Below are 25,831 nucleotides of genomic sequence, written 5' to 3'. Positions count from 1 at the left end.
TCATCCTGCACGAAGCGATCCGCTTAATCCGACGATTGGACTCAGGCCTGAGTCATCGTCCAGTACTCGCCGCGGCGGGCGATCAACTCGGTGTGGCTGCCCCGTTCCACGATCCTGCCGGCCTCCATCACCAGGATCATGTCGGCATCACGGATCGTCGAAAGCCGGTGCGCGATGATGAAACTCGTGCGGTCCTGGCGCAGCCTGCCCATCGCGTGCTGGATCAACACCTCGGTCCGGGTGTCCACCGAGCTGGTGGCTTCGTCGAGGATCAACAGCTGGGGCCGGGCGAGTACGGCGCGGGCGATCGTGATCAGCTGCTTCTCGCCCGCGCTGATGTTCGTGCCACCGTCGTTGAGAAGGGTGTCGTACCCATCGGGAAGGGTGTGGATGAACCGATCGACGTACGCCGCGGCGGCCGCCTCGATCACCTCCTCCTCGGTGGCGTCCGGGCGGCCGTAGGCGATGTTGTCGTACACCGTGCCGGCGAACAGCCAGGTGTCCTGCAGCACCATCCCGATCCGGGAGCGCAGGGAAGCGCGGCTCACCGACGAGATGTCGACGCCGTCGAGCAGGATCCGCCCCGAGTCGACGTCGTAGAACCGCATCAGCAGGTTCACCAGTGTCGTCTTGCCCGCGCCGGTGGGTCCGACGATCGCGACCGTGGTGCCCGGTTGGGCGACCAGCGACAGATCTTCGATGACGGGGGTGTCGGGCAGGTAGCCGAACCAGACGTGGTCGAACTCGACCCGGCCGCTGCGCCCGTCGCCGACCGGGGGCATCGTCTCGGAGGTATCCGCCGGCTCCTCGTCGGCGTCGAGCAGGTCGAAGACCCGTTCCGCGCTCGCGATCCCGGACTGCAGGGTGTTGTACATCCCCGCGATCTGGGTGAGTGGTTGGTTGAACTGGCGGACGTACTGGATGAACGCCTGGATGCTGCCGAGCGTGATCTGCCCGGTGGCCACCTGCAGCCCGCCGACCACGGCCACCGCCACATAGCTCAGGTTGCCGACGAAGATCGTGGCGGGCGACACCAGTCCCGACAGGAACTGGGCGCCGAAGCTGGCCTGGTAGACATCGTCGTTGAGCTCGCTGAACTGTTTTTCGGCCTGGGCGCGGTGTCCGAAGGTCTTCACCACGGTGAAGCCGCTGTAGGTCTCCTCGATGTGCGCGGTGAGTCGCCCGGTGTTGCGCCACTGCGCGACGAACAGTTTTCGTGACCGGCGGGCGATCGTGCGGGTGACCCACAGTGACAGCGGCACCGTCACCACCGTCAGCAACGTCAGCAACGGCGAGATGGTCAGCATCATCACCGCCACCGCGAACACCGTCAGGACCGAGGTCAGCAGTTGGGTGATCGACATCGACAGCGAGGTCTGGACGTTGTCGACGTCGTTGGTGAGCCGGCTGAGCACCTCCCCGCGCCGCCGGGAATCGAAGTACTGCAGGGGCAGCCGGTGCACCTTGTCCTCGACGTCGGCGCGCAGCGCGATCATGGTCCGCTGCACGACGACGTTCAGCATCCTGGCCTGCAGCCAGACCATCAGGGCGGCAACCAGATACAGTGCCAGAGCCAGAGCGAGGGTCTGGGCCACGGCGCCGAAGTCGACTCCCTGGCCGGGTACCACGTCCATGCCGGACAGCAGGTCGGCGAAGCTGTCGTCACCCCGCGCCCGCGCCGCGTCGATGGCCTGCGCCTTGGTCAGGCCCTCCGGGAGCTGGCGGCCGATGACACCGTTGAACAGCAGATCGGTGGCGTGGCCGAGGATGCGGGGGCCCACTACCCCGATGGCGATGCCGCCGACACCGAGCAGCATCACCGCCACCGTCAGCCCGCGGTAGGGGATGAGGCGCTTGAACAACCGGACCGCGGAGCCCTTGAAGTCGCGGGACCGAACCTCCGGCGGCTCGGCGCCGCGCAACGGTCGCGCCAGCGGTCCGCTCATGTCTGACCGGCGTTGACCGACTGGGAATCAGCGAATTCGCGGTACTGCGAACACGTCCGCAGTAGGTGCGCGTGGTCGCCGGTGCCGACCACCCGGCCGTCGTCGATGACGACGATCTGGTCGGCCTCGGCGACCGTGGCGATGCGCTGCGAGACGATCAGCACGGTCGCGGTGGCCGACACCTCGCGCAGCGCGGCGCGAACCCGCGCATCGGTGTGAACGTCCAGTGCGGAGAACGCATCGTCGAACAGGTAGATCGCAGGGCGGCGGATCACGGCGCGGGCGATCGCCAGGCGTTGGCGTTGCCCGCCGGAGAAGTTCATGCCCCCCTGGGCCACCTGCATGGCCAGGCCGTCCGGGTGGGCGGCGATGAAGTCGTCGGCTGCGGCCACCCGCAGCGCCTCCCACATCTCGTCTTCGTCCGCCACATGCCCTGGGGGCGCGCCGAGTTGCAGGTTGTCGGCCACAGTGCCGGAGAACAGGTAGCCACGCTGCGGGACGAGCCCGATCGCCGACCAGAGTCGTTCGATGTCCAAGTCGCGCACGTCGATTCCGTCCACGTTCACCGAACCGCCGGTCACGTCGTACATCCGGCAGACCAGGGACAGCAGCGTCGATTTGCCCGACCCGGTGGAGCCGACGATCGCGGTGGTGGTGCCTGGGTGCGCGGTGAGCGAAACGTCTTCGAACACCGGACGGTCGGCTCCCAGGTAGCTGAACGTCGCGGAATCCAGGCGGACCTCACCCATGATCCGCTCGGGCCGCACAGCGGTCTCGTTGCTGGTGATCGCAGGGGTGGTGGTGAGCACCTCGGTGATGCGCTCCGCACACACCGACGCGCGGGGGATGACCACCAGGATGAATGTCGCCATCAGCACCGCGAGCAGGATCTGCATGAAGTACGACAGGAAGGCGATCAGCGACCCCACCTGCATCTGGCCGGCGTCGATGCGCTGCCCACCGAACCAGATCAGCGCCACGCTGGAGATGTTGATCACCAGCGTGGTCACCGGCAGCATCAGCGCCTGCCATCGTCCGGCTTCCAGCGCGGTGTCCGCCAGCGCCCGGTTGCTCTCGGCGAATCGGTTGCGCTCGTAGGGCTCCCGCGCGAACGCCCGCACCACCCGCAGGCCGGTGAGCTGTTCACGCATCACCCGATTGATGCCGTCGATCTGGCGTTGCAGCCGTCGGAAGATGGGCAGCAGGTGCGACACGATCCAGTAGTTGGCGACCGCCAGCAGCGGCACGCTGACCACCAGCAGCCAAGCCAGACCGGCGTTGAGGTGAATCGCCATCACGATGCCGCCGACGCACATGATCGGGGCGGTGATCAGCATCGTGCAGGTGAGTTGCACCAGCAACTGGATCTGCTGGACGTCGTTGGTGGTCCGGGTCAGCAGCGAGGGGGCGCCGAACCTCCCGGTCTCCTCTGCCGAGAAGCCGGTGACGTGGTGGAAGATCGCCGAACGCAGATCCCGGCCGACGCTCATCGCCGTTCGTGATCCGAAGTAGACCGCTCCCACGGCGCACACCACCTGCAACGCGGTGACCGCGAGCATCACCCCGCCCAGCTCGACGATCAGCGTCAGGTTGCCCTGTGCGACGCCGTCGTTGATGATCGCGGCGTTGACCGTCGGCAAGTACAGCGTCGCGAGGGTGCTGATGACCTGGAGCAGCGCCACCACCGCAAGCAACCGCCGGTACGGCCGCACGTGCCGTCGGAGCAGCTCCCAGAGCATCCCGCTACTTTCGCACACCCTCCAGGCGGGACGCGTGTTCGGCTGCCCTGCCTGAGAACTCCCTAAATGAGCTGCTCAGTCGGCATGTCGGTGGTTCCCCTCGGACGTGGCCGCTACAGTGCATGGCGTGACACCCAGCAAGTCGACCAAAGCTCTGGCCGTCGCGGTCGCGGCCATGATCCCGGTCCTTGCCGCGTGCTCCGACTCCGAGCCGGCGTCTCCGACCGTGCCGACAACGGACGCGCCGGCAGAGGGCATCTCGCACGGTCCGTTCTTTCCCGAATGCGGCGGAATCAGCGACGAAGAGGTCATCAACCAGACACAGGTGGCCGGCCTGGTCAACACCGCCAAGACGTCGGTGGGGTGCCAGTGGCTGGCCGGCGGCAGCATCCTCGGCCCGCACTTCTCGTTCACCTGGTTCCGCGGCAGCCCCATCGGCCGGGAGCGCAAGACCATGGAGCTGTCGCGCACCAGCGTGGAGGACATCAACATCGAGGGCCACGAGGGCTTCATGGGTATCAACGAGGATCTGACCACCGGCGACGTGAATTTGTGCGAGATCGGCGTCCAGTTCGGTGATGACTTCATCGAGTGGTCGATCAGCTATGCGCAGCCGCCGTTCCCTGATGCCTGCGAGGTGGCCACCGAGCTGACCCGCCAGTCGATCGTGAACTCCCGGTGAGCGCGCGGCGGACACGGGCCGGTGCGATCGCCGCCCTGGCCGGTCTGGTCCTGTTGACCGGCTGCACCCAGACCGTCGAGGGCACCGCGGCCAAGGCGGGTTCCGGGAACACGCCCCGCAACGACGACTCGGAGCGCCAGTACCCGAACCTGTTGAAGGAATGCGACGTGCTCACGGAGGACATCCTCGCCGAGACCGTCGGTGCGGACCCGTTGGACATCCAGAGCACCTTCGTCGGTGCGGTCTGCAGATGGCAGGCGGCCAACCCCGCCGGGCTGGTCGACATCACCCGTTTCTGGTTCGAGCTGGGCAGCCTCGACAACGAGCGCCAGACCGCCGAGGAGTTGGAGTATCAGATCGAGAGCCGGTCGGTCGCCGGTATCCAGTCGATCGTGATGCGTCCCAACGACCCCAACGGCGCCTGCGGTGTGGCCAGCGACGCCGCGGGAGTGGTGGGCTGGTGGGTCAATCCGCAGACCCCTGGTATCGACGCCTGCGGGATGGCGATCAAGCTCATGGAGCTGACGCTGGCCACCCGCGCGTAACGCCGTTCTGCACGCTCAGCGTGCGATATGAAAATCCACGAGCTCCGCACCGCCCAGCGCCAGCTGATCCCACGGACCGGCGGTGCGCAACACCGCGATCGAAGACGTCGGGAACTTCGCCGAGATCTCCTGGGCGGCAGCACCGTTGTTGGTGTCGTCGTCGGCGAGGTTCAACGCCAGCGCTGACATCACCGGTTCGTGTCCCACCACCAGCAGGGTGGCGAGTTCGGCGTGGTCCCCGAGGTCTGCGGCGAATCGTGATCGCACGCCGTTGATCTCGTCGATGACGATGCCGGGTGTCGAGTCGTAGATGCGATCGACATACTGCACCGCCGCGGTGATCCCGGTCCGCTCCAGCGTCTGGCGCGTGCGGGTTGCGGTCGAACACAACACCGCATCGACGTCACCGACGTTCGTTCGTATCCAGTCGCCGGCCAGTGCGGCCTCCCGAATGCCCCGCTCGGCCAGCGGGCGCTCATGGTCGTCGACGCCGGACGGATAGTCCGACTTGGCGTGGCGCAGCAGCAACAGTGTGCGGATCGTGGTGCTCATGGCAACAACGGTAGGGCATTGCGGTGCGCGTCCCCGGACTTGTCGGTGGCCCGCCATACACTCGCGGTGCCATGGCCGACAGGCCGGGGGACCAGGTGAGGAAGGACGGGTGAGATGCGGTTTCTGCACACTGCCGACTGGCAACTCGGGATGACCCGCCATTTCCTCAACGGGGAAGCGCAGCCTCGGTATTCGGCTGCCCGGCGCGCCGCGGTCGCGGCTCTCGGCCCGCTCGCCACCGAGGTCGACGCCGAGTTCGTCGTCGTCGCCGGCGATGTGTTCGAGCACAATCAGCTGGCCCCGCGCGACGTCAGCCAGTCGCTGGAGGCGATGCGCGCCGTCAACGTGCCGGTCTATCTGCTTCCCGGCAATCACGACCCGCTCGATGCGTCGTCGGTGTACACCAGCGCGCTGTTCGCCGCAGAGCGGCCCGACAACGTCGTCGTCCTGGACCGCCCCGGTATCCACGAGGTGCGGCCCGGTCTGCAGCTGGTTGCCGCGCCGTGGTACTCGAAGGCGCCCACCACCGACCTCGTCGCCGAGGTTCTCGAGGCGTTGCCGGCCGACGGGACCACCCGAATCCTCGTCGGCCACGGTGCGGTCGACATCCTCGTGCCCGACAAGGACAGACCTTCACTGATCGGGTTCGCAGCGCTGGAGTCCGCCGTCGCCCGCGGTGCGGTCCACTATGTCGCGTTGGGGGACAAGCACTCCCGGTTGAGCGTCGGCGCCACCGGGCGCGTCTGGTACTCGGGCTCACCGGAGGTGACGAACTACGACGACATCGAACCGGACCCTGGACAGGTGCTCGTCGTCGACATCGATGAATCCGACCCGCAGCGACCCGTCGCGGTCGACGCCCGCCGGATCGGCAACTGGCGGTTCGTGTCGCTACGCCGTCCGGTGGACAACAGCCGGGACATCGCCGATCTCGACATCAACCTCGACCTGATGCCGGACAAGGAGCGCACGGTGATCCGGCTGGGTCTGACCGGAACGCTGACCGTCACCGACAAGGCCACGTTGGACGGCTGTCTGGACCGTTACGCCCGGCTGTTCGCCGCGCTCGTCCCGTGGGACAGGCAGACCGACATCGCGGTGATGCCCGCCGACGGCGAGTTCGACGATCTCGGCATCGGCGGTTTCGCGGTCGCCGCGGTCGACGAACTGGTGGCTGCCGCGCGCTCCACCGGCGAGGAAGCCGAGGACGCCCGGGGTGCGCTGGCGCTGCTGCGGCGGCTGGCCGAGGGTGGTGCCGCATGAAGTTGCACCGCCTGACACTGACGAACTACCGCGGCATCTCCCACCGCGACATCGAGCTGCCCGACCACGGCGTGGTCGTCATCAGCGGCGCCAACGAGACCGGCAAGACCTCGATGCTGGAGGCTCTCGACCTGCTGCTCGAGACCAAGGACCGCTCGACCAAGAAAGAGGTCAAACAGGTCAAGCCCACCCACGCCGATGTCGGTGCCGAGGTCACCGCCGAGATCTCGACCGGGCCTTACCGTTTCGTGTACCGGAAACGGTTCCACAAGCGCGCCGAGACGGAGTTGACGCTGCTGGCGCCGCGGCGCGAACAACTCACCGGTGACGACGCCCACGACAGGGTGCTGGCGATGCTCGCCGAAACCGTCGACATGGATCTGTGGCAGGCCCAGCGGGTGTTGCAGTCGGCGCCCACCTCGGCGGCTGACCTGTCCGGATGCAACGCCCTGTCCCGCGCCCTCGATGTGGCGGCCGGCGAGGTCGCAGACACCGCAGACACCGCCCTGCCCAACGGCGGCAACTGCGGTGACGTCGACACGCTGCTGATCAACCGGATCGACGAGGAGTACCGACGATACTTCACCACGACGGGGCGCCCCACCGGGGAATGGGCGACCGCGATCGCCAGACTGCGGGCTGCCGACGAGGACGTGGCCAAGTGCGCCGCTGCGGTTGCCGAGGTCGACGAGGCGGTCCGCACCCACGCCACGCTGACCGCCCAGGTCGCGGTGCTGACGACGGACAGCGCCGCTGCACTCGAGCGACTCACCGGCGCCAGAACCGCCGCTGCGACCATCGCGAGGCTGCGCGGCGAGCTCGCTCAGGCCACCGCGCTGGCCGATGCGGCGAAGTCGACGCACACCGCGACGCTCGCGGCGTTGACCGAGCGGCGCCGCGCGCGGGCCGACATCGACGAACGCACCGCGGCGATCGCCGGCCTGCAGGCTGCGTCCGACGAAGCAGCCGACGAACTGGCGACCGCGGAGGAGGTCCAGTTGGCGGCCGAGGAGGCGGCAACGCAGGCGCGGTCCGCCCTCGAAACCGCTCAGGCCCGGGTCGACGCCGCGCGTGCTGCTGCGCAGCTGCTGGCCGACCGGGACCAGGTCGACCGCATCGCCGCCCGTATCGGCACCATCGAAGGCCACCAACTCGAACTCGATGCCGCGCAGCGAAGTCTGTCCGCGATCACGCTCACCGGTCAGCTGATGCAGACCATCGAAGGTGCCGCGGGCGCGGTCGAGCGGGCCGGCGCCGCTGCCGAGCAGGCCTCGGCGCACCTCGAGCTCGTCGCCACCACCGATCTCGAGGTGCAGGTCGGCGGAGAAACCGTCACGTTGCGCGCGGGCGACCGATGGTCGACAGGGGTCAGCGGTGCGACCGGGGTCGACGTTTCCGGCGTGCTCTCGATGCGGGTCACCGCGGGAACGCCGGCCGCGACCACCCAGGCCGCGCTCGACGCCGCCCGGGCGAACCTGGCGGCCGCGCTGCAGCAGGCCGGCGTCGCCGACGTCGCCGCAGCGCGCACCCTCGACGAACAACGCCGCAGCCTGGACCATGCCGTGGAACGGCTGCGATCCGTCCTCGGTGCGCTCACCGCAGAAGACACCCTCGAGGACCTACGGTCGCGGTTGTCGCAGCTGCAGGCCCGCATGCCCACCGAGGACGGTCTGTGGGACCGGGCGGCAGCCGGCCCGCAGGAGCCCGCCGCGGTGCACGCCGAACTCGAGGCGGCCACCTCGGCGCATCAGCAGACCGTCCGGGACTGTGAGACCCACCGCAAGGTCGCCGAAGAGGCGACCAAGCTGCTCGCCGAGCGTGGACTGCGTGCGGCTCGCGCCAAGGAGAAGCTGCAGGCCGCGCAGACGGAGCTGACCGCCGCCGGACAGCGGCTCGCCACGCAGCGACAGGCCGCCGGTGACGACGAGCTGGCGGTCAAGGCCGAGACCGAAGCTGAGGTGTCGGCGAAAGCGCTGGCTCTGGTCGCCCGGCTGGACGCCGAACTGGCCGGCCACCAACCGGCGGTGGTCGCCGCCGAACTCGAGGACGCAGAGCGGGCCGCCGCCGGCATCCAGACTCGCCGTGACCTCGCCGCCGAGGAGCTGCGCGAAATCGCCGCTCAGTTGAAGGTCTACGGCACCGAGGGGCGCAAAGGCCGGCTGGACACCGCGGAGGCCGAACGCGAGCACGCCGAGGGCGAGCATCAGCGAGTGCAACGCCGCGCCCGGGCCGCGCAGCTGCTCCGCACGGTCATGGGCCGCCACCGGGACGCGATGCGGCTGCGCTACGTCGACCCGTTCCGCGACGAGGTGGAGCGGTTGGGCCGCATCGTGTTCGGCGAGAGCTTCGAGGTCGACATCGACAGCAAGCTGTGCATCGAGGGCCGCACCCTGTCGGGGCGCACCGTGCCCTATGAGTCGCTGTCGGGGGGAGCCAAGGAGCAACTGGGCATCGTCGCCCGACTGGCCGGCGCCGTCCTGGTCGCCAAGGAGGACAGCGTGCCGGTGGTGATCGACGACGCGCTCGGGTTCACCGACGCCGAACGGCTGACGAAGATGGCCGAGGTGTTCGACGCGGTCTCCACCGACGGCCAGGTCATCATCCTGACGTGCAGCCCACAGCGTTACGCCGGGGTGCGCTGCGCCCAGCACATCGAGCTGACCGCCTGAAACCGTCGGCCTCTGTCGGGCCGGCACCTAGACTTCCGCTCGTGGACGCCGATTACGTCATCGTGGGAACAGGCTCTGCCGGCGCTGTCCTGGCCAACCGCCTCAGTGCCGATCCCTCCGTCCGGGTCACCGTGCTCGAGGCGGGCCGGCGGGACAAGGACAAGTTCGTCCACATCCCTGCCGGCTTCGCCCAGTTGATGCGGGGCCCGCTGGACTGGAATTACCTGACCGAACCGCAACGGGGTCTCGGCGGACGCCGGATCTACTGGCCCCGCGGCAAGATGCTCGGCGGGTCGTCCTCGATGAACGCGATGATGTGGGTGCGTGGGTTCTCCGCCGACTATGACGAGTGGGGTGAACACGCCGGCGAGCAATGGGACCACGCCCACCTCGAGCCGTACCTGCGGCGCATCGAATCCGGGCCGCTGGTCATCTCACGCCAACGCAGCCCGCGGGCGTCGACCGCAGCCTGGCTGACCGCGGCGCAGGAATGCGGATACCCCGTCGAGGAGCCGAACCAGGCGCAGCCACAAGGCTTCTGCGAGACCCATGTCACCCAGCGCCGGGGCGCGCGGTGGAGCAGCGCGGACGCCTACCTCAAGCCCATCCGCAAACGTAAGAACCTGCGGGTGCTCACCGAGGCCACGGCGACGCGGGTGGTGTTCGCCGGCGACCGCGCGATCGGCGTCGAGTTCGACGGCAAAGACGGCCGCACCGTGGTCACCGCACGCCGCGAGGTGGTGCTGTGTGCCGGGGCGATCAACACCCCGCAGCTGCTGATGCTCTCCGGGATCGGTGACAACGATCAACTCACCCGCCACGGTATCGTCGGCGTCGCGCACTCGCCGGAAGTGGGCGCCAACCTGATCGATCACCTCGTCATCCCGCTGGGCTTCGACGTCCCCCACGACTCGCTGTTCGCGGCGCAGAAACCGTTGGAGCTGCTCAACTACTTCGTGCGGCGGCGCGGAATGCTCACCTCGAACGTCGGAGAGGCCTACGGCTTCATCAAGAGCCGGCCGGATCTGGAGCTCCCGGATCTCGAGCTGATCTTCGCTCCCGCACCCTATTTCGACGAGGGGATCGGCGACCCGTACGTCGGCCACGCCGTCGTGATGGGTCCGATCCTGCTCAAACCGCAGAGCCGGGGCACGATCACGCTTCGTACCGCCGACCCGCACGACAAGCCGCTGGTCGACCCCCGGTACCTGACCGACGACGCGGGAGCGGATCGTGACGCGCTGATGGCAGGCCTGCGGGTGTGCGCCGACATCGCCCGAGCCCCCGCGCTGCGGGGGACCATCGGCAGAATCGCCCGCCCGTTGGACGCCACCACGCTCGACGACGAAACCCTGGTCAGGGCAATGGAATCGCTGTCGCACACGCTTTATCACCCGGTCGGCACCTGCCGGATGGGCCGCGACGACGCCAGCGTCGTCGATCCCGAGCTGCGGGTCCGCGGCGTGAAGGCGCTGCGGGTGGCCGATGCGTCGGTGATGCCGTCGATCATCCGCGGCCACACCCACGCACCCAGCGTGTTGATCGGCGAGAAAGCCGCCGACCTCATCACCTCCTGACCGCGAACGCGCGTCTGCACACCGACGCGCCGTCAACCGCGGACATCGAGCGCACCTTCGTGGCCGCCGAGTGCGCTGAGAACGCGCACGGCACAATGAAACGTGATGACGATGAACGCCTCGCGGCGCCGAGCGCACGACAAGCTCGCCGCACTGGCCGGTGTGCGCCCGGTCCGCAGGCCGGTCGGGCGTGGCGGCGACCGTGAGTTCGACCTCTACTACGTGCGGACCGGGCGCAAATCCAGCCATCCGCTGCTCGTCGTCCCGGGCGGGCCCGGAGCGGCGTCGGTGGCGCTCTACCGGGCGTTTCGGCGCCACGCTGCGGTCGAGGGGCTCGACGTCATCATGGTCGAGCACCGCGGGGTCGGCCTGTCCCGCCACGACGACGACGGCGTCGACCTGCCCCCGGAGGCGCTGACCGTCGACGCGGCGGTCGACGACATCGCCGCCGTGCTCGACGACGCCCAGGTCGATACGGCGACCGTGTACGGCACGTCCTACGGCACGTATCTGGCAGCCGGTCTCGGGGTGCGTCACCCCGCACGGATCCAGACGATGGTGCTGGACAGCCCCTTGCTCTCGGCCGACGACATCGACGACGTCCGGGCACAGATCCGACGGGTGCTCTGGGACGGGCTGGTCCCGGAGAGCTCGGACCTGGCGGTCAAGGTGCGCCGACTGGTTGCCGACGGCATCCTGGATCCGACGGCCGTGCTGCGGGCTGCAGGCATGTACGGCATCGCGGGCCCGGAGGTCCTGGACCGTCAGCTGGACCTGCTGCTGGCCGGTCACGACTGGCTGTGGGCCGCGGTGGGGCTGGGAACCAGGCTGTTGCTGGAGCGTCAGACGCCGTACCACCATGAGCCGGACCTCGTCGAGCGCATCGCCTACCGGGAACTCAACTACGGTGCGGTACCCGACGGCGAGCCGCTCGACCCGGCCGTCGCGTTCCGCGAGATCGCCAGCGGTGAACCGGATTTCGTCGCCGAGCCGTACGATCTGACGATCGCCATGCCGGGCTTCTCGTGGCCGACTGCGGTGATCTCCGGCGGGCGTGACCTGACCACGCCACCGGCCGTGGCACAGCGGGTCGCCGAACTCATCCCGGACGCGGTGCTCGTCGAACTCCCGACGGCCGGTCACAGCATCCTCGACACCCGAGAACAGGCCGCGCTGCGGATCTGCAAGTCCGCGTACTCCGGCGACATCCACGAACTCCCCGCGCTGTCAACCGAACTGGATGCCCTACCGGCGAACCTGTCCCTGCGACTGCTCGCCGGCGCGATCAACATCGCGGCGAAGGCGGAGTCCGTGGTGCCCGACGCGATCTCCCGCGCCGGGCGCCCGGTCACTCCTTCATGAAGCCGATCGCGGTGTACTTCAGGTCACCGATGCCGGATGGGCCGTAGTTGGCCAGGTTGCTGCGCACCGCGACGTTGCCCGGTGACTGGAACAGCGGCAGGCTGAAGCCGACGTCCCAGATCATCTCGTCGAGCTCGTTGCCCAGGGTGCGGGCCTTGGCCGGGTCCAGCTCGGAGAGCGTCTCCTCGATCTTCGCGTCGATCTCGGGGCTGCCGATCCTGCCGAAGTTGCTCTCGCCATCTGAGGCATAGATCTGGGTCAGGCCACCCAGCGGGAACGCGTCGCCGACCCAACCGAACTGGGCGATGTCGAAGTTCCCCGGCGTGATGTGGTCGCTGAACAAGGTGCCGCCGGCGACGGCGTTCAACTGCAGTTCGACCCCGATCTGCGCCAGGTTGTTCTGCGCGATCTGACCGATCTGGCGGGTGCTCTGCGCGTCGTAGAAGACGTCGCGGATGGTGAGCCTGCGGCCGTCCTTCTCTCGGAACTGGCCGTCGCCGCCGAGTGTCCAGCCGAGCGCATCCAGATCACGCCTTGCGGCCTCCGGGTCGAAGGCGGTGGCGTTGTCTTGGTAGCCCTCCTGGCCCGCGAGGTAGAGGTGGTTGTTCAGCGGTACCGGGTTGTCGACGAGGCCACGCTGCGTGATCGCCGCGATGGCCTGGCGGTCGATGCCTTTGGCGATCGCCGTCCGGAGCGCCGGATCGGACAGGATCGACCCTTCCGCGCCGTTGAACGTGAAGTGGTACCAGCTCGGTGCCGGTGCCCGCCGGACCGAGACGCCGTCGGTGCGGCGGGCGATCGTCAGATCATCCAGCGTGGCCAGCCCGACCGCGTCGAGCGCGTTGTTCTGCAGGGCCGGGATCTTGGCTGCGTCGTCGAGCACCGTGTAGGTGATCGAATCCAGAACCGGCGGGGTGCCCCACCATTGCGGGTTGCGGCTCAACACGATTCGCTGTGCCCCGCGGTCGACGGAGGTGATCGTGAACGGCCCGGCCGACGGCGCGGGCCCGTCCAGGAAGCCGGTGTTGAACGCCTCCGGCGTCTCGGTCATCACCTTGGGGGCGAGCATGCTGTTGCCTGCGAACATGCCCCGCCAGTCGGCGTAATGCCTGGCGAAGGTGATGACGGCCTGCCGGTCGTCGACACCCTTGGTCACCGACGCGACGCGCTCGCTGCCGTTCGGGGCCGCGAACAGATATGCCGGGTCCTTGCCACTGGTGGCGTTGATCTGGGCCGCGATGTCGTCCCAGGTGATCGGCGTGCCGTCGGACCAGACCGCCTTCGGGTTGATCGTGTAGGTGACGACCTGGGGGTCCGTGCTGGTCAACTCGACGTTGGTGAAGTAGTCCTCGTTGACCGTCATCTCCCCGTCGGGCCTGATGAAGAAGGCCCGCGGCTGCGTGGCGCGCAACAACGCGCCGAGGTCCGCGAGGTTGCCGTCGATGTGCAGGTAGTTGAAGTTGGGCGGGAAACCCGACAGCGAGAGCCGCAGGTTGCCGCCCTGCTGCAGCGTCGAAGGATCCTGCGGGTTGATGTCGGCGGTCGCACCTATCTCGGCGTCACCACCGGCGGAAGGCACGTCGCTGTCCGGGCTGGAACAGCCGGTCAGCACCAGCACCGCCGCCATGCCGACACCGAGCAGACGCAGAATCGCACGCGACAGGGGCGGCTCGTGCGATTTTGCGACTGCTCGGGAGGTTCGGTAGGTCATGCCCACCGACTTTATCCGTGATCCGCCGGCGGCCGCGGCACCGCAGCCAGCAACCGGCGTGTGTACTCGTGTCGGGGGTGGGCGAAAACCTGCTCACCGTCACCCTGCTCGACGATCACGCCCTTGTGCATCACCGCCACCCGATGGGCGAGGTGTTTGACCACCGACAGGTCGTGGGAGACGAACAGGTAGGCCAGTCCGAGGCGGTCCTGCAGATCGAGCAGCAGGTTGATGATGCCGGCCTGGATGGACACGTCCAGCGCAGACACCGGCTCGTCGAGCGCCAGGATCTTCGGTTGTAATGCCAGCGCCCGGGCGATACCGATGCGCTGCTTCTGGCCGCCGGAGAATTCCGCCGGGTACCTGCCGGCGTCCTCCCGGCGCAACCCGACCTCGGCGAGCAGTCCGGCCACCCGGTCATCGATTGTGTTCTTGTCGAAGCCGTTGGCCCGTAGCGGCTCTGCCAGCACATCGAACACCGGCAGCCGGGGATCCAGGGACGCGACCGGATCCTGGAACACCACCTGCAGGTCACCCCGCAACACCTTGCGGGAGCGTCTGTCCAACGTGGCGACGTCGGCGCCGAGCACCTCGATGGATCCGCCCTGGGGTGCGGTGAGATCCAGGATCTGATGCAGTGTCGTCGACTTGCCCGAGCCCGATTCCCCGACGATGCCCAGGGTGCGACCCTGCTGCAACTCGAAACCGATGCCGTCGACAGCGCGTACCTCACCGATCCGGCGGCGCAGCACCACTCCCTTGGTCAACGTGTACGTCTTGACCAGATCGCGAACGCGCAGCACGACGGATTCGTCGGCCGCCGGGCCGACCACCGGCTGCGGTCCGGTCGACAGGCCGTAGATCTCGGCGGCGCTGCGGCCGGCGACTTCGTCACTGCGGATGCAGGCAACCCGGTGATCGGCGCCGACCGTCTCGAGTTCCGGCTCCTGCGCGTGGCAGGCGTCGATGGCGAGCGGACACCGCGGGGTGAACGGGCAGCCTGCAGGCAACGCCGCCAGTGACGGGGGAGCGCCGGGGATCGGCACCAGCCGGGCACCCTGGTCTGCGTCCAGGCGCGGGACCGAGCCGAGCAGACCGGCGGTGTAGGGCATCCGGCGGCTGCGGTACAGATCGGCGACCGGAGCCGTCTCCACCGCCCGCCCGGCGTACATCACCAGGGCGCGGTCGGCGAACTCCGCGACGACGCCGAGATCGTGGGTGATGATCAGCACCCCGGCGCCGGTGACGTCGCGGGCCGTGCGCAGCACGTCGAGGATCTGCGCCTGCACAGTGACGTCGAGCGCGGTCGTGGGTTCGTCGCAGATCAGTAGGTCGGGGTCGTTGGCGATCGCGATCGCGATGACGACGCGCTGGCGTTCCCCGCCGGACAGTTCGTGCGGGAACGCGCGAGCTCGTCGCTGCGGCTGGGCGATCCCGACCAGTTCGAGCAGCTCGACGGCGCGGGTGCGCGCCGCCCTGCCGCTGACGTCGCCGTGGTGGATCTGGATCGCCTCGGCGATCTGGTCGCCGACGCTGTAGACCGGGGTCAGCGCCGACATCGGGTCCTGGAAGACGGTGCCGATCCTGCGGCCCCGGATGCGGGACATCTGCTGGTCGGACAGACCCAGCAGTTCCTCGCCGTGCAACTGGACCGAACCCGACACCTCGGCGTACGGGGGGAGCAGGCCGATGACAGCCATCGCGCCCGCCGACTTCCCCGCGCCGGATTCGCCGACCAGCGCGACGACTTCACCGGCTTCGACGTGGTAGTCCAGGCCGCGCACGGCGGCCACGTGTTCGGTGTCGGTGGCGAAGCCGACCGTCAGACCTCGTACCTCGAGAAGGGTCATGGGCGGCGCTCCGCCTTCTGCGCGCGGCGCCGGCTACGGCTCGGGGCGGGTCGCGCGGCCGGGTCCAGGGCGTCGCGCAGCCCGTCGCCGATGAGGTTGGCGCACAACACGATCGCCACCAGCATTCCGGCGGGGAACAGGAACACCCACGGGAACGTCGTCACCGACCGGGTGCCGTCGGCGATCAGGGTCCCCAACGACACGTCGGGAGGTTGCACCCCGAAGCCGAGGAAGCTCAGACCGGTCTCCGCCAGGATGGCCAGGCCGACGTTCAACGCGGTGTCGATGATCAGGATGGACGCCACGTTGGGCAGGATGTGACGGACGATGATGCGCCAGTGGCTGACGCCCATGTATCGCGCGGCGACCACGAATTCGCGCTCCCGCAAGCTCATCGTCATGCCGCGCACCATCCTGGAGCTGATCATCCAGCTGAACACCGCCAGCAACAGGATGAGCCAGAGGACGGTGCCGGACTCTCTGATCCGGGGTGTGACGATCGCGATAAGGATGAAGCTCGGAACGACCAGCAGCAGGTCGACGAGCCACATCAACGACCGGTCGCGCCAGCCGCCGAAATACCCGGCGATCGCGCCGACCGTCGCCGCGATGATCGTCGAGATGAACGCCACACAGACACCGATCAGCAGCGATTTCTGCATACCGCGCAGAGTCTGCGCGAGCAGGTCCTGGCCCAGCGCGTTCGTGCCGAACCAGTGCTCGGTGGTCGGTGGCTGCTGCAGGGCGTAGTAGTCCAGATCGTTGTAGGAATAGGGCAGCAGCGGGGGCAACGCGTAGCAGCCCACGAACAGCAGACACAGCACCACCAGCGACACCACGGCCGCCCGGTTGCGCAGGAAGCGTCGCAGCACCAGCGTGCGCCGGGAGACGAACTGGTATTCGGTCGATGATTCGCTCACGACGCACGCACCCTCGGGTCGAGCGCGGCGTAGATCACGTCGGACAGCAACCCCGCCAGCAGGATCGTCGCCCCGGAGAAGACCGTGATCGCGGCGATGATGTTGGTGTCCTGGGAGGCGATACCCTGCACCACCCACTCACCCATGCCGTGCCACCCGAAGATCTTCTCGACGAACACCGCGCCGGTGACCAGGGCGCTGACGCCGTAGGCGAACAGCGTCGCCATCGGGATGAGCGCGGTGCGCAGGCCGTGCTTGAACAGCGCCCGCCGCCGGGTCAGCCCCTTGGCCCGCGCGGTTCGGATGAAGTCCTGTCCGAGCACGTCGAGCATCGCGTTGCGCTGGTAGCGGCTGAACCCGGCGATCGACGCCAGCGCGAGCGTGAAGGTGGGCAGGACCAGATGCTGCAGCCGGTCGACGAACTGATTCCAGGCGCCCCCCACCGCGTCCGGTGACGTCTCCCCGGTGTACTCGAACAGCTGTATCCCCAGGACCGAGTTCACCTTCAGCGCGCCCAGGATCAGCAGGTTGGCCACCACGAAGGTCGGGGTGCTCAGGATCAGCAGAGATGCCACGGTGACGGCCCGGTCGGAGAGCCGGTACTGGCGGACCGCGCCCCACGCGCCGACGACGACGCCGACGACGGTGCCCACCACCGAACCGATCACGACCAACCGCAGGCTCACCCCGATGCGACGCCACAGCTCCTCGGTGACCGGCTGACCGGTGACCGTGGTCCCGAAGTCCCCGCGGACCGCCCCCGACACCCAGTTCGCGTAGCGGACCGGAATCGGTTCGTCGAGCTCCAGCTCGGCGGCCTTGGCGTCGATGACGGACTGGGGAGGCCGCGGGTTGCGTTCCAGCAGGCTGTCGAGCGGTTCGAACGTCAGCGACGTCAGCGTGAACGTGAGGAACGACGCGATGCCCAGCAGCACGATGTAGTTGAGCAGCCGACGCGCGAGGAAGCGGGTCATGCGGTGGGTCCGCCGCTGGGCTGCATTCGGACAGGTTAGGAGAAATGTGTTGACACAGCCCGTTCAGGTGTCCTCGGCGTGGCTGATCGGCACCGGGCTGCCGCTATCGGATCGGCGGTTGCCCAGGTCCTGACCGGCCGAGAGCCGGGTGGTCAGGTGGTCCGAGCGCAGGTGCGGACTCCGAGGTCGCCGCATAGATCGCCGCCCCGCCGAGCCCCGCGATGACCGCCGCGATACCGACGGCCACCGCCGTCTCACGAGCGCTCCAGCGCCGCGGCCCCGGTTGCGGGCTGCCCCATACGGAGTCGTCGAACATCACGTCGTCGTTGCTCATGCCATCACACTGGATCCGCCCGATGTGCACGGGCTGTGCGGCGACCCAGCATCGGATGTGGGTGAACGTTCACAGCCTGCGCACAGTAACGGCACAGAGTGCGCCTAGCGCCCGGGCACATAATGGGTCAGTGGCCGACACCCCTGTTTCCGACGGCGATGGTGCCGGTTTCGCCGCCTCCGGCGACGGTGCCGGTTTCGCCGCCTCCGGCGACGGTGCCGGTTTCGCCGCCTCCGGCGACGGTGCCGGTTTCGCCGCCTCCGGCGACGGTGCCCGGGTGGTGATGCGCCGCGCGGACGGAAGTCCCATCCACGTCCTCGTCGTCGACGACGAGCCAGTGCTCGCCGAGTTGGTATCCATGGCGCTGCGTTACGAGGGCTGGGAGATCGTGACCGCCGGCGACGGTGCCACCGCGATCGCACTCGCCAGGGAGACGCCGCCTGACGTGGTCGTGCTCGACGTGATGCTGCCGGACATGAGCGGGCTGGAGGTGCTGCGCAAGCTGCGTGAGCAGATCCCGGGGCTGCCGCTGCTGCTGCTCACCGCCAAGGACTCGGTCGAGGACCGCATCGCGGGCCTGACCGCCGGTGGTGATGACTACGTGACCAAGCCGTTCAGCCTCGAAGAGGTGGTGCTGCGGCTGCGGGCACTGCTGCGGCGCACCGGCGTGACCACCGAGGGCGGCGGGGCCAAGATCGTCGTCGGAGACCTCGTGCTCGACGAAGACAGCCATGAGGTGACTCGCGCCGGCGACGTCATCTCGCTGACCGCGACGGAGTTCGAACTGTTGCGGTTCATGATGCGCAATGCCAAACGGGTGCTGAGCAAGGCGCAGATCCTCGATCGGGTGTGGAGCTATGACTTCGGCGGGCGGTCGAACATCGTCGAGCTGTACGTGTCCTACCTGCGCAAGAAGATCGACAGCGGACGGGAACCGATGATCCACACGTTGCGGGGTGCGGGCTATGTCCTCAAGCCCGCGCGCTGATTCTGCGCGGGCGGGCTGGCGCGCGCCGCGCGGCTGGTCGCTGCGGACGCGTCTGCTGGTCACCCAGGTCGTGCTGCTGGCGGCGGTGTGCGCGGGCATCGGCATCGCCACCGAGTTTGCGCTGCAACGGTTCTTGATGAACCAGCTCGACGAACAGGTGGTGGAGGCCGCCAGGCGCTCGGCGATGATTTTCGACTTCGGGCCGCCACCGCCACCGCCCGGTATGGGCCCGCCGATGATGCGGCAGCCCGGCCTGCCCCGGCCGCCCGGCTCCGCGCCTCGCGTGGTCATCCGCGACGGCGACGAGGTGGGTCCGGCCTTCCTCAACGCGCCGGGCCAGGCGATCCGCACGGTCGGCGCGGTCGTGTCGCAAGGATCCGTGCTGGACGCCGGCGTCATCACCACCGACGGGTCCCGCGCCGCGATCTCCTCGGCAGCGGCCCAGCAACTCGCCGAGCTTCCCGTCGACATGCGTCCCAGGACGCTCGACCTCGAGCGGCTCGGCCGTTATCGGGTAGTGAGCTCGCCTGCCCACCACCCGGGCGAGGCCATCGTCACCGGCCTGCCCACTGCCGATGTCGACGACACCATGCTCTGGGTATTCGTCATCTTCTGTGTGGTCGGCGCCGTCGCCCTACTGGCCGCAGCGACGGCGGGCATCGTCATCGTCCGGCGCCAGCTCGAGCCGCTCGCGCGGGTGTCCGCGGCCGCCCAGCAGGTCGCCGATCTGGAGTTGGACCGAGGTGAGGTGCGGTTGCCGACACCGATCGTCAAGGTCGATCCGGCCGCCGCGCACACCGAGATCGGCCAGCTCTCCGGCGCGCTGAACCGCATGCTCGACCGCATCGCCGGGGCGCTGTCGGCGCGCCAGGCCAGCGAGACCCGGGTGCGGCAGTTCGTCGCCGACGCCAGCCATGAGTTGCGTACGCCCCTGGCGGCCATCCGCGGTTATACCGAACTGGCCCAACGCAAGCAGAGCGAACTGCCCGAGGACGTCGCCCACGCGATGAGCCGCGTCGAATCCGAGACCGAGCGGATGACCCACCTCGTCGAGGACCTGCTGCTGCTGGCCCGCCTGGACACCGGACGTCCCTTGCAGCGGGATCCGGTCGACCTGACCCGCCTGGTCGTGGACGCGGTCAGCGACGCGCACATCGCCGGTTCGGAGCACAAATGGGAGCTGGATCTGCCCGACGAACCCGTCATGGTCGTCGGAGACGAGGCGCGTCTGCACCAGGTGCTGGCCAACCTGCTGGCCAATGCCCGTATCCACACCCCGCCGGGCACCTCTGTCACCACATCGCTGGCGGTGGGTGACCGGGCCGACGCGGTGTTGACCGTCCTCGACGACGGGCCGGGCATCCCACCCTGGCTGCAGCCCGATGTGTTCGAGCGGTTCGCGCGCGGTGACTCCTCGCGTTCGCGACGGGACGGCAGCACCGGGCTCGGCCTGGCGATCGTCGACGCGGTGGTGCGGGCACACCGCGGCACGATCGAAGTGCACAGTGTCCCGGGCAGAACGGAATTCACCGTCAGGCTGCCCGGCGATGCACAGCCGGCCCACAGCGGAGCCCAACCGGGCACCTAGCGCCGGCCCCGATGATCGATCGGTGCCCTTCCTCCTTCCTGCCGAGCAGCCACGAAATCGCGCAGAAAGCCCCCGGGGTGTGCGATTTCGCGTCTGCTCGGCGCGGGCGGGGTTGATCCTGCTGCTGTGCGGCACCGGGGTTCTCTACCTGTGGAACCTCGCATACAGCGGCTGGGCGAATGCCTACTACTCAGCGGCGGCACAGGCGGGCGCGAGCGACTGGACGGCGATGCTGTTCGGGTCCAGCGACGCCGCGAACGCCATCACGGTGGACAAGACCCCCGCCGCGCTGTGGGTGATGGCCGTATCGGTGCGGGTGTTCGGATTCAACTCATGGGCCGTGCTGGCGCCGCAGGCATTGATGGGCGTCGCCGCGGTCGCAGTGCTCTATGCCGGGGTCCGCCGCGTCGCCGGCCCCACGGCCGCACTTCTTGCCGGCGTGGTATTTGCGTTGACGCCGGTGGCGGCGCTGATGTTCCGGTTCAACAATCCCGATGCGCTGCTGGTACTGCTGTTGGTCCTCGCCGCCTACTGCACCCAACGCGCGTGTGAGAAGGATGCAGGCAGATGGTGGCTGATCGCGGCGGGTGTGGCGGTCGGGCTCGGCTTCCTGGCCAAGATGTTGCAGGCGCTGCTGGTGTTACCCGCGCTCGCGGCGGCCTACCTGTTTGCCGGGTCCAGGCCGCTGGGCCGGCGGTTCCTGCACACCGGGTTCGCGGTGGCCGCGGTGGCGCTCTCCGCCGGTTGGTTTCTGCTGCTGGTGGACCTGTGGCCGGCATCGTCGCGACCGTACATCGGCGGGTCACAGAACAACAGCATCGTCGAACTCACTCTGGGGTACAACGGGTTCGGTCGACTGACCGGTGACGAGCCCGGCGGTCTGGGCAACCTCAACCACGACGTCGGCTGGGGTCGACTGTTCGGCTCGGGGATGGGCATGGACATCGCGTGGCTGCTGCCGGCAGCGATCATCTGCATCGCCGCGGGTTTCGTCGCCACCCGCCGCGCACCGCGCACCGACTCCACCCGTGCCGCTCTGATCATCTGGGGCGGCTGGCTGACTGTGACGGCTGCGGTGCTCAGCTACATGAACGGCATTGTGCACTCCTACTACACGGTGGCGCTCGCGCCGGCGATCGCCGCCGGAATCGGAATCGGTGCAACATTGCTGTGGCACAGGCGTTCCGATGTCCGCGCCGCGACCACACTGTCCGGCGTGGTCCTCCTCACCGCTGTCTTGGCGGCAGTACTGCTGGCCCGTGATGGCGACTGGGCGCCGGTGCTGCGGGCGGGAGTCGCTGTCGCAGGAGTGGGCGCGGCCGTGCTGGTGCTTCTGTCGAACTGGTTGGGTGAGAGGGCGACCCATGCAGTCGCGCTGCTCACGGTGGTGGCGTGCATCGCCGCGCCTACCGCGTACTCCATTGCCACCGCGTCGACACCGCACAGCGGAGCGATCCCTACGGTCGGACCGGCACGAAGCGGTGGGCCCGGTCTTCCCGACGGCTTGTTGAACGCGCCGGTCCCGGGGCCTGAGCTGTCCCGTCGTATCGCCGCGCAGGCCAGCGAGTATGCCTGGGCGGCAGCGGTTGTCGGGTCCAACAATGCCGCTGGGTACCAGTTGACATCCGGTGCTCCGGTGATGGCGGTGGGGGGCTTCAACGGCACCGACCCCGCGCCGACGCTCGAGCAGTTCATCGGTCACGTCGACGGGGGACGGATCCACTACTTCATCGAGGGCCGGATGATGGGTCGCCCGGGTCGCGGTGACGGTGGAGAGTCGGCGTCGATCACCGATTGGGTGCAGGCGCACTATGCCGCACAGACCATCGACGGGGTGGTCGTCTACGACCTGACCACGCCGGCCGCCGTCTCACAGCCCGAACACAGCTCGGGCCAACGCTGAGCACACCTGTGCAGCCGAGCATGGATGTCATGACAGACACTGTGCTCGAGCACGAGTTCCACTGTGGTGACAAGCCGTTCGAACCCCGGCCGAACGCTGCGGCGGCAGCGCGCGCTTCCGGGGTGCCGGTGCTCGATGTCGTGGTCCCCGTCTACAACGAGCAAGAGGTGCTGGCCGACACAGTGCACCGCCTGCACCGCTACCTGCGGGAGGCCGTCCCGTTCCCGGCGCGGATCACCATCGCCGACAACGCGAGCACCGACGACACAGCCCGCATCGCGACAGATCTCGCTGGCGAGCTGGCCGACGTGCGGGTGGTCAGGCTGGAACAGAAGGGACGGGGACGCGCCCTGCATCAGGTCTGGTCGACGTCCGACGCGACGGTCCTGGTGTACATGGACGTCGACCTGTCCACCGATCTCGCGGCACTCGCCCCTCTGGTCGCGCCGCTGGTCTCGGGCCACTCCGATCTTGCGATCGGGACCAGGCTCGGTCGCGGTGCCCGCGTGCGGCGCGGCCCCAAACGGGAGGTCATCTCCCGCTGCTACAACCTGCTGCTGAAATCCACACTGGCGGCCGGGTTCTCCGACGCACAATGTGGGTTCAAAGCGATTCGCGCCGACGTCGCAGCTCGGTTGCTGCCGTTTGTCGAGGACACCGGGTGGTTCTTCGACACCGAACTTCTGGTTCTGGCAGAGCGCAGTGGATTGCGCATCCACGAGGTGCCGGTGGACTGGGTGGACGATCCGAACACCACCGTGGACATCGTGGCGACAGCCGCCGCCGACCTACGCGGCATCGGACGGCTGCTGCGCGGTTTCGCCACCGGCGCCATCCCGGTCAACACCATCGCCGCACAGCTCGGACTTTCGGGAGTCCCGGCCGCCCCGGGTTCACTGCTGCGGCAGGTCGTGCGGTTCGGGGCCGTCGGGGTTGCATCGACCGCCGCCTATGTCCTGCTGTTCGTGCTGATTCAGGGGTGGGCCGGTGCGCAGTTGGCCAACCTGATCGCACTGCTGCTCACCGCGCTCGCCAACACGGCGGCCAACCGGCGGTTCACGTTCGGCGTCGGGGGCAGCGCCCGTTTGATCCGACATCACGCCGAAGGGCTGATCGTCTTCGGCGTCGCGTTGTCCATCACCAGCGGCTCGCTCTGGATTCTGCACGCCACGACGCAGGCGCCACCCCACACAGTCGAACTCGCGGTCCTCGTCGGGGCCAACCTGCTCGCCACCGCGGTGCGCTTCGTCCTGCTGCGCGGCTGGGTGTTCCACCCACTGCGCAGCAAAACAGAAGGAAAGCCGCGATGACCGCGAAGACACTGACCACCGACTCACCTGTGCTGCCCGGCGCGGAAGACCGCTTGGCGCAGCCCCGCTGGGTGCGGCCGGCACTGCTCGCGCTGCTGAGCGTCACCGCGGTGCTCTACCTGTGGGATCTGGGGTCCTCGGGCTGGGCCAACCAGTACTACGCCGCAGCGGCGCAGGCGGGTACCCAGGACTGGAAGGCCTGGCTGTTCGGATCTTTGGACGCCGGTAACGCGATCACCGTGGACAAGCCGCCCGCCGCGCTGTGGATGATGGTGTTGTCGGGCAGGCTGTTCGGGTTCACACCGTTCACGATGCTGCTGCCGCAGGCACTGATGGGTGTCGCGGCGGTCGGTGTGGTGTACGCCGCCGTACGCCGGGTCAGTGGCCCCGGCGCCGGCCTGCTCGCCGGCGCCGTGCTCGCCGTCACGCCGGTGGCGGCGTTGATGTTCCGGTACAACAACCCCGATGCGCTGCTGGTGCTGCTGCTCGTCGTCGCCGCGTACTGCATGGTGCGCGCGGTGGAGACGGCGGGCACCCGGTGGCTGGTCCTGGTGGGGGTGGTGCTGGGGTTTGCGTTCCTGGCCAAGATGCTGCAGGGCGTCCTCGTCGTGCCCGGTTTCGCGGTGGCGTTCCTGGTGGCCGCGCCGGTCGGGTGGTGGCAGCGGGTGCGCAAGCTGCTGTTGGCGGCCGGTGCGATGATCGCGACCGCTGGATCGTTCCTGGTGATGGTCAGCATCTGGCCCGCAGGCTCACGGCCGTACGTCGGTGGCTCCACCGACAACAGCCTGGTGCAACTCGCATTGGGCTACAACGGTATCCAGCGCGTCACCGGCGGCGAAGGCGGCCCTGGTGGCGGCCCTGACGGTGGCGGGCCGGGTGGCGGGCCGGACGGGGCGGGCGGCAATCTGTTCTTCGGCGGCGAGCCCGGGATCGGTCGGCTGTTCGGTGCGTCGATGGGCGCCGAGGCATCGTGGCTGTTGCCGGCTGCGCTGATCGGCCTGGGGGCGGGCCTGTGGTTCACCCGCAGGACTGCACGTACGGCCGGAGTCCGAGCGAGCCTGTTGCTGTGGGGTGGTTGGCTGCTGGTCACCGGTGCGGTGTTCAGCTTCATGGACGGCATCATCCACCCGTACTACACCGTGGCGTTGGCCCCGGCGGTCGCCGCACTGGTCGGGATCTGCACGGCCGAACTCTGGCGAGGCCGGCGGTATCGGGCGCCGCGCGCGGTGTTGACGACGATGTGTGCGGCGACCGGGGTGTGGGCGTTCGTCCTTCTCGACCGAACGCCGGACTGGCTGCCCTGGCTGCGCTGGGTGGTGCTGATCGGCGCTGTGGTGGTGGCCGTGACGCTCGCCGTCGGCCTACACCGGCTCGGTCGTGCGACCGCGATTGGCGCCGCCGCAGCAGTGTTCTTCGGTGCGGCCGTGCCTGCCGCCTACACGATCGAGACGGCGATGCGCGCCGATGAGGGACCGATGGCGATGTCCGGTCCGGCAGCCTCCGACGGTGGCCCGGGAGGCCGGGGTGCCGGCGGCTCGGTGTCGGACAACACCGAACTGCAGCAGCTTGTGGAGGCGGCCGACGACAACCGCTGGGCTGCTGCAACCATCGGCTCGATGTCCGCAGGCGGCCTCGAGCTGGCGACGGGCGCTTCGGTGATGGCGATCGGCGGGTTCACCGGCGGCGACAACTCACCGACCCTCGAGCAGTTCCAGGCCTATGTCTCCGACAGGCAGGTGCGCTATTTCATCGCCGACGACCGTGGTGGGCCCGGCCGCGGCATCGGATCGCCGACCGACATCACCACTTGGGTCGAGCAGAACTTCACCCCGATGAGCGTCGGTGGTGCGACCGTGTACGACCTGCAGCGTTGACAGGTCACCGCCTAGACAGCGCGACCCGAAGCACGCCGAGACCC

General features: G+C 68.7%; 19 protein-coding genes. 11 read left to right on the top strand and 8 right to left on the bottom strand.

The genetic code is table 11. The annotated features are described in order from the left end of the window. Window positions 1–41: 41 nt before the first annotated feature. Both G6N53_RS25005 and G6N53_RS25000 read right to left on the bottom strand, forming a co-directional pair. Complete coding sequence (locus G6N53_RS25005; protein WP_163893599.1) at window positions 42–1,946, bottom strand: ABC transporter ATP-binding protein; 1,905 nt, start codon at window positions 1,944–1,946, stop codon at window positions 42–44. After that, on the bottom strand, window positions 1,943–3,685 hold the full coding sequence (locus G6N53_RS25000) for an ABC transporter ATP-binding protein (RefSeq protein ID WP_163893597.1): 1,743 nt from the start codon (window positions 3,683–3,685) through the stop codon (window positions 1,943–1,945). The genes G6N53_RS25005 and G6N53_RS25000 overlap by 4 nt, the downstream gene beginning before the upstream one ends. A gap of 118 nt (window positions 3,686–3,803) precedes the next feature. On the opposite strand from G6N53_RS25000, the gene G6N53_RS24995 reads away from it, so the two are divergent. Together G6N53_RS24995 and G6N53_RS24990 are read left to right on the top strand one after the other, a co-directional pair. Further along, window positions 3,804–4,367, top strand: coding sequence for a DUF3558 domain-containing protein (locus G6N53_RS24995; protein ID WP_163896357.1), 564 nt, complete (start codon window positions 3,804–3,806; stop codon window positions 4,365–4,367). After that, a complete protein-coding gene (locus tag G6N53_RS24990) occupies window positions 4,364–4,912 on the top strand; it encodes a DUF3558 domain-containing protein (RefSeq protein WP_163893594.1) in 549 nt (182 codons plus the stop codon). Before G6N53_RS24995 ends, G6N53_RS24990 begins: the two co-directional genes overlap by 4 nt. Window positions 4,913–4,927: 15 nt before the next feature. Here the strand turns inward: G6N53_RS24990 and G6N53_RS24985 are convergent, their stop codons facing one another. Continuing rightward, on the bottom strand, window positions 4,928–5,464 hold the full coding sequence (locus G6N53_RS24985; RefSeq protein WP_163893592.1) for a SixA phosphatase family protein: 537 nt from the start codon (window positions 5,462–5,464) through the stop codon (window positions 4,928–4,930). Window positions 5,465–5,578: 114 nt separating this feature from the next. On the opposite strand from G6N53_RS24985, the gene G6N53_RS24980 reads away from it, so the two are divergent. The 4 genes from G6N53_RS24980 to G6N53_RS24965 all read left to right on the top strand — a co-directional run bounded on the left by G6N53_RS24980 (window position 5,579) and on the right by G6N53_RS24965 (window position 12,335). Continuing rightward, window positions 5,579–6,727, top strand: coding sequence for a metallophosphoesterase family protein (locus tag G6N53_RS24980; RefSeq protein ID WP_163893590.1), 1,149 nt, complete (start codon window positions 5,579–5,581; stop codon window positions 6,725–6,727). Beyond that, window positions 6,724–9,396: an AAA family ATPase gene (locus tag G6N53_RS24975; RefSeq protein WP_163893588.1), complete on the top strand. Its 2,673-nt coding sequence runs from the start codon at window positions 6,724–6,726 to the stop codon at window positions 9,394–9,396. The genes G6N53_RS24980 and G6N53_RS24975 overlap by 4 nt, the downstream gene beginning before the upstream one ends. 41 nt (window positions 9,397–9,437) lie before the next feature. After that, on the top strand, window positions 9,438–10,973 hold the full coding sequence (locus tag G6N53_RS24970; protein WP_163893586.1) for a GMC family oxidoreductase: 1,536 nt from the start codon (window positions 9,438–9,440) through the stop codon (window positions 10,971–10,973). Between the two features lie 105 nt (window positions 10,974–11,078). Continuing rightward, entirely contained in the window at window positions 11,079–12,335 is a 1,257-nt protein-coding gene (locus tag G6N53_RS24965; RefSeq protein WP_163893584.1) for an alpha/beta fold hydrolase, read from the top strand. Here the strand turns inward: G6N53_RS24965 and G6N53_RS24960 are convergent. The 5 genes from G6N53_RS24960 to G6N53_RS24940 form a co-directional block, all read right to left on the bottom strand. After that, the gene (locus tag G6N53_RS24960) at window positions 12,322–13,962 is read right to left on the bottom strand and encodes an oligopeptide ABC transporter substrate-binding protein OppA (protein WP_163896356.1); all 1,641 of its coding nucleotides are present in this window, start codon (window positions 13,960–13,962) and stop codon (window positions 12,322–12,324) included. The two genes, G6N53_RS24965 and G6N53_RS24960, sit on opposite strands and share 14 nt — an antisense overlap. 95 nt (window positions 13,963–14,057) lie before the next feature. Next, the gene (locus G6N53_RS24955; RefSeq protein WP_163893582.1) at window positions 14,058–15,896 is read right to left on the bottom strand and encodes an oligopeptide ABC transporter ATP-binding protein OppD; all 1,839 of its coding nucleotides are present in this window, start codon (window positions 15,894–15,896) and stop codon (window positions 14,058–14,060) included. Continuing rightward, window positions 15,893–16,816 carry an oligopeptide ABC transporter permease OppC gene (locus tag G6N53_RS24950; protein WP_163893580.1) on the bottom strand — a complete coding sequence of 308 codons (924 nt, stop codon included), beginning with the start codon at window positions 16,814–16,816 and terminating at the stop codon, window positions 15,893–15,895. The genes G6N53_RS24955 and G6N53_RS24950 overlap by 4 nt, the downstream gene beginning before the upstream one ends. Next, window positions 16,813–17,790, bottom strand: coding sequence for an oligopeptide ABC transporter permease OppB (locus tag G6N53_RS24945; RefSeq protein ID WP_163893577.1), 978 nt, complete (start codon window positions 17,788–17,790; stop codon window positions 16,813–16,815). The genes G6N53_RS24950 and G6N53_RS24945 overlap by 4 nt, the downstream gene beginning before the upstream one ends. Before the next feature lie 103 nt (window positions 17,791–17,893). After that, window positions 17,894–18,124, bottom strand: a complete 231-nt coding sequence (locus G6N53_RS24940; protein WP_163886481.1) for a hypothetical protein — start codon at window positions 18,122–18,124, stop codon at window positions 17,894–17,896. A 283-nt stretch (window positions 18,125–18,407) separates the two neighbouring features. Between G6N53_RS24940 and G6N53_RS24935 the strand changes: the two genes are divergently transcribed. The 5 genes from G6N53_RS24935 to G6N53_RS24915 are packed head-to-tail and all read left to right on the top strand — an operon-like array spanning window position 18,408 to window position 25,787. After that, window positions 18,408–19,112, top strand: coding sequence for a response regulator transcription factor (locus G6N53_RS24935; protein ID WP_163896355.1), 705 nt, complete (start codon window positions 18,408–18,410; stop codon window positions 19,110–19,112). After that, window positions 19,090–20,700, top strand: a complete 1,611-nt coding sequence (locus tag G6N53_RS24930) for a sensor histidine kinase (RefSeq protein ID WP_163893575.1) — start codon at window positions 19,090–19,092, stop codon at window positions 20,698–20,700. Before G6N53_RS24935 ends, G6N53_RS24930 begins: the two co-directional genes overlap by 23 nt. Further along, the gene (locus tag G6N53_RS24925; RefSeq protein WP_163893573.1) at window positions 20,660–22,603 is read left to right on the top strand and encodes a glycosyltransferase family 39 protein; all 1,944 of its coding nucleotides are present in this window, start codon (window positions 20,660–20,662) and stop codon (window positions 22,601–22,603) included. The genes G6N53_RS24930 and G6N53_RS24925 overlap by 41 nt, the downstream gene beginning before the upstream one ends. A 29-nt stretch (window positions 22,604–22,632) precedes the next feature. Then, entirely contained in the window at window positions 22,633–23,913 is a 1,281-nt protein-coding gene (locus tag G6N53_RS24920) for a bifunctional glycosyltransferase family 2/GtrA family protein (RefSeq protein WP_237166633.1), read from the top strand. Next, a complete protein-coding gene (locus G6N53_RS24915) occupies window positions 23,910–25,787 on the top strand; it encodes an ArnT family glycosyltransferase (RefSeq protein WP_163893569.1) in 1,878 nt (625 codons plus the stop codon). The genes G6N53_RS24920 and G6N53_RS24915 overlap by 4 nt, the downstream gene beginning before the upstream one ends. The last annotated feature ends 44 nt before the right edge of the window (window positions 25,788–25,831 follow it).

Origin of the sequence: Mycolicibacterium hippocampi (assembly GCF_010723735.1) — a bacterium.
Lineage (GTDB): Bacteria > Actinomycetota > Actinomycetes > Mycobacteriales > Mycobacteriaceae > Mycobacterium > Mycobacterium hippocampi.
Note: the sequence above shows the minus strand (reverse complement) of the source record. Positions and strands in the feature narration are given on the sequence as shown.

What these genes read in the sequence shown, in the direction of transcription:
- G6N53_RS25005 (WP_163893599.1), bottom strand. Translation starts at nt 1,946, where the DNA reads ATGAGCGGACCGCTGGCGCGACCGTTGCGCGGCGCCGAGCCGCCGGAG.
- G6N53_RS25000 (WP_163893597.1), bottom strand. Translation starts at nt 3,685, where the DNA reads ATGCTCTGGGAGCTGCTCCGACGGCACGTGCGGCCGTACCGGCGGTTG.
- G6N53_RS24985 (WP_163893592.1), bottom strand. Translation starts at nt 5,464, where the DNA reads ATGAGCACCACGATCCGCACACTGTTGCTGCTGCGCCACGCCAAGTCG.
- G6N53_RS24980 (WP_163893590.1), top strand. Translation starts at nt 5,579, where the DNA reads ATGCGGTTTCTGCACACTGCCGACTGGCAACTCGGGATGACCCGCCAT.
- G6N53_RS24975 (WP_163893588.1), top strand. Translation starts at nt 6,724, where the DNA reads ATGAAGTTGCACCGCCTGACACTGACGAACTACCGCGGCATCTCCCAC.
- G6N53_RS24965 (WP_163893584.1), top strand. Translation starts at nt 11,079, where the DNA reads ATGACGATGAACGCCTCGCGGCGCCGAGCGCACGACAAGCTCGCCGCA.
- G6N53_RS24960 (WP_163896356.1), bottom strand. Translation starts at nt 13,962, where the DNA reads ATGGCGGCGGTGCTGGTGCTGACCGGCTGTTCCAGCCCGGACAGCGAC.
- G6N53_RS24955 (WP_163893582.1), bottom strand. Translation starts at nt 15,896, where the DNA reads ATGACCCTTCTCGAGGTACGAGGTCTGACGGTCGGCTTCGCCACCGAC.
- G6N53_RS24945 (WP_163893577.1), bottom strand. Translation starts at nt 17,790, where the DNA reads ATGACCCGCTTCCTCGCGCGTCGGCTGCTCAACTACATCGTGCTGCTG.
- G6N53_RS24940 (WP_163886481.1), bottom strand. Translation starts at nt 18,124, where the DNA reads ATGAGCAACGACGACGTGATGTTCGACGACTCCGTATGGGGCAGCCCG.
- G6N53_RS24935 (WP_163896355.1), top strand. Translation starts at nt 18,408, where the DNA reads ATGCGCCGCGCGGACGGAAGTCCCATCCACGTCCTCGTCGTCGACGAC.
- G6N53_RS24930 (WP_163893575.1), top strand. Translation starts at nt 19,090, where the DNA reads ATGTCCTCAAGCCCGCGCGCTGATTCTGCGCGGGCGGGCTGGCGCGCG.
- G6N53_RS24925 (WP_163893573.1), top strand. Translation starts at nt 20,660, where the DNA reads ATGCACAGCCGGCCCACAGCGGAGCCCAACCGGGCACCTAGCGCCGGC.
- G6N53_RS24920 (WP_237166633.1), top strand. Translation starts at nt 22,633, where the DNA reads ATGACAGACACTGTGCTCGAGCACGAGTTCCACTGTGGTGACAAGCCG.
- G6N53_RS24915 (WP_163893569.1), top strand. Translation starts at nt 23,910, where the DNA reads ATGACCGCGAAGACACTGACCACCGACTCACCTGTGCTGCCCGGCGCG.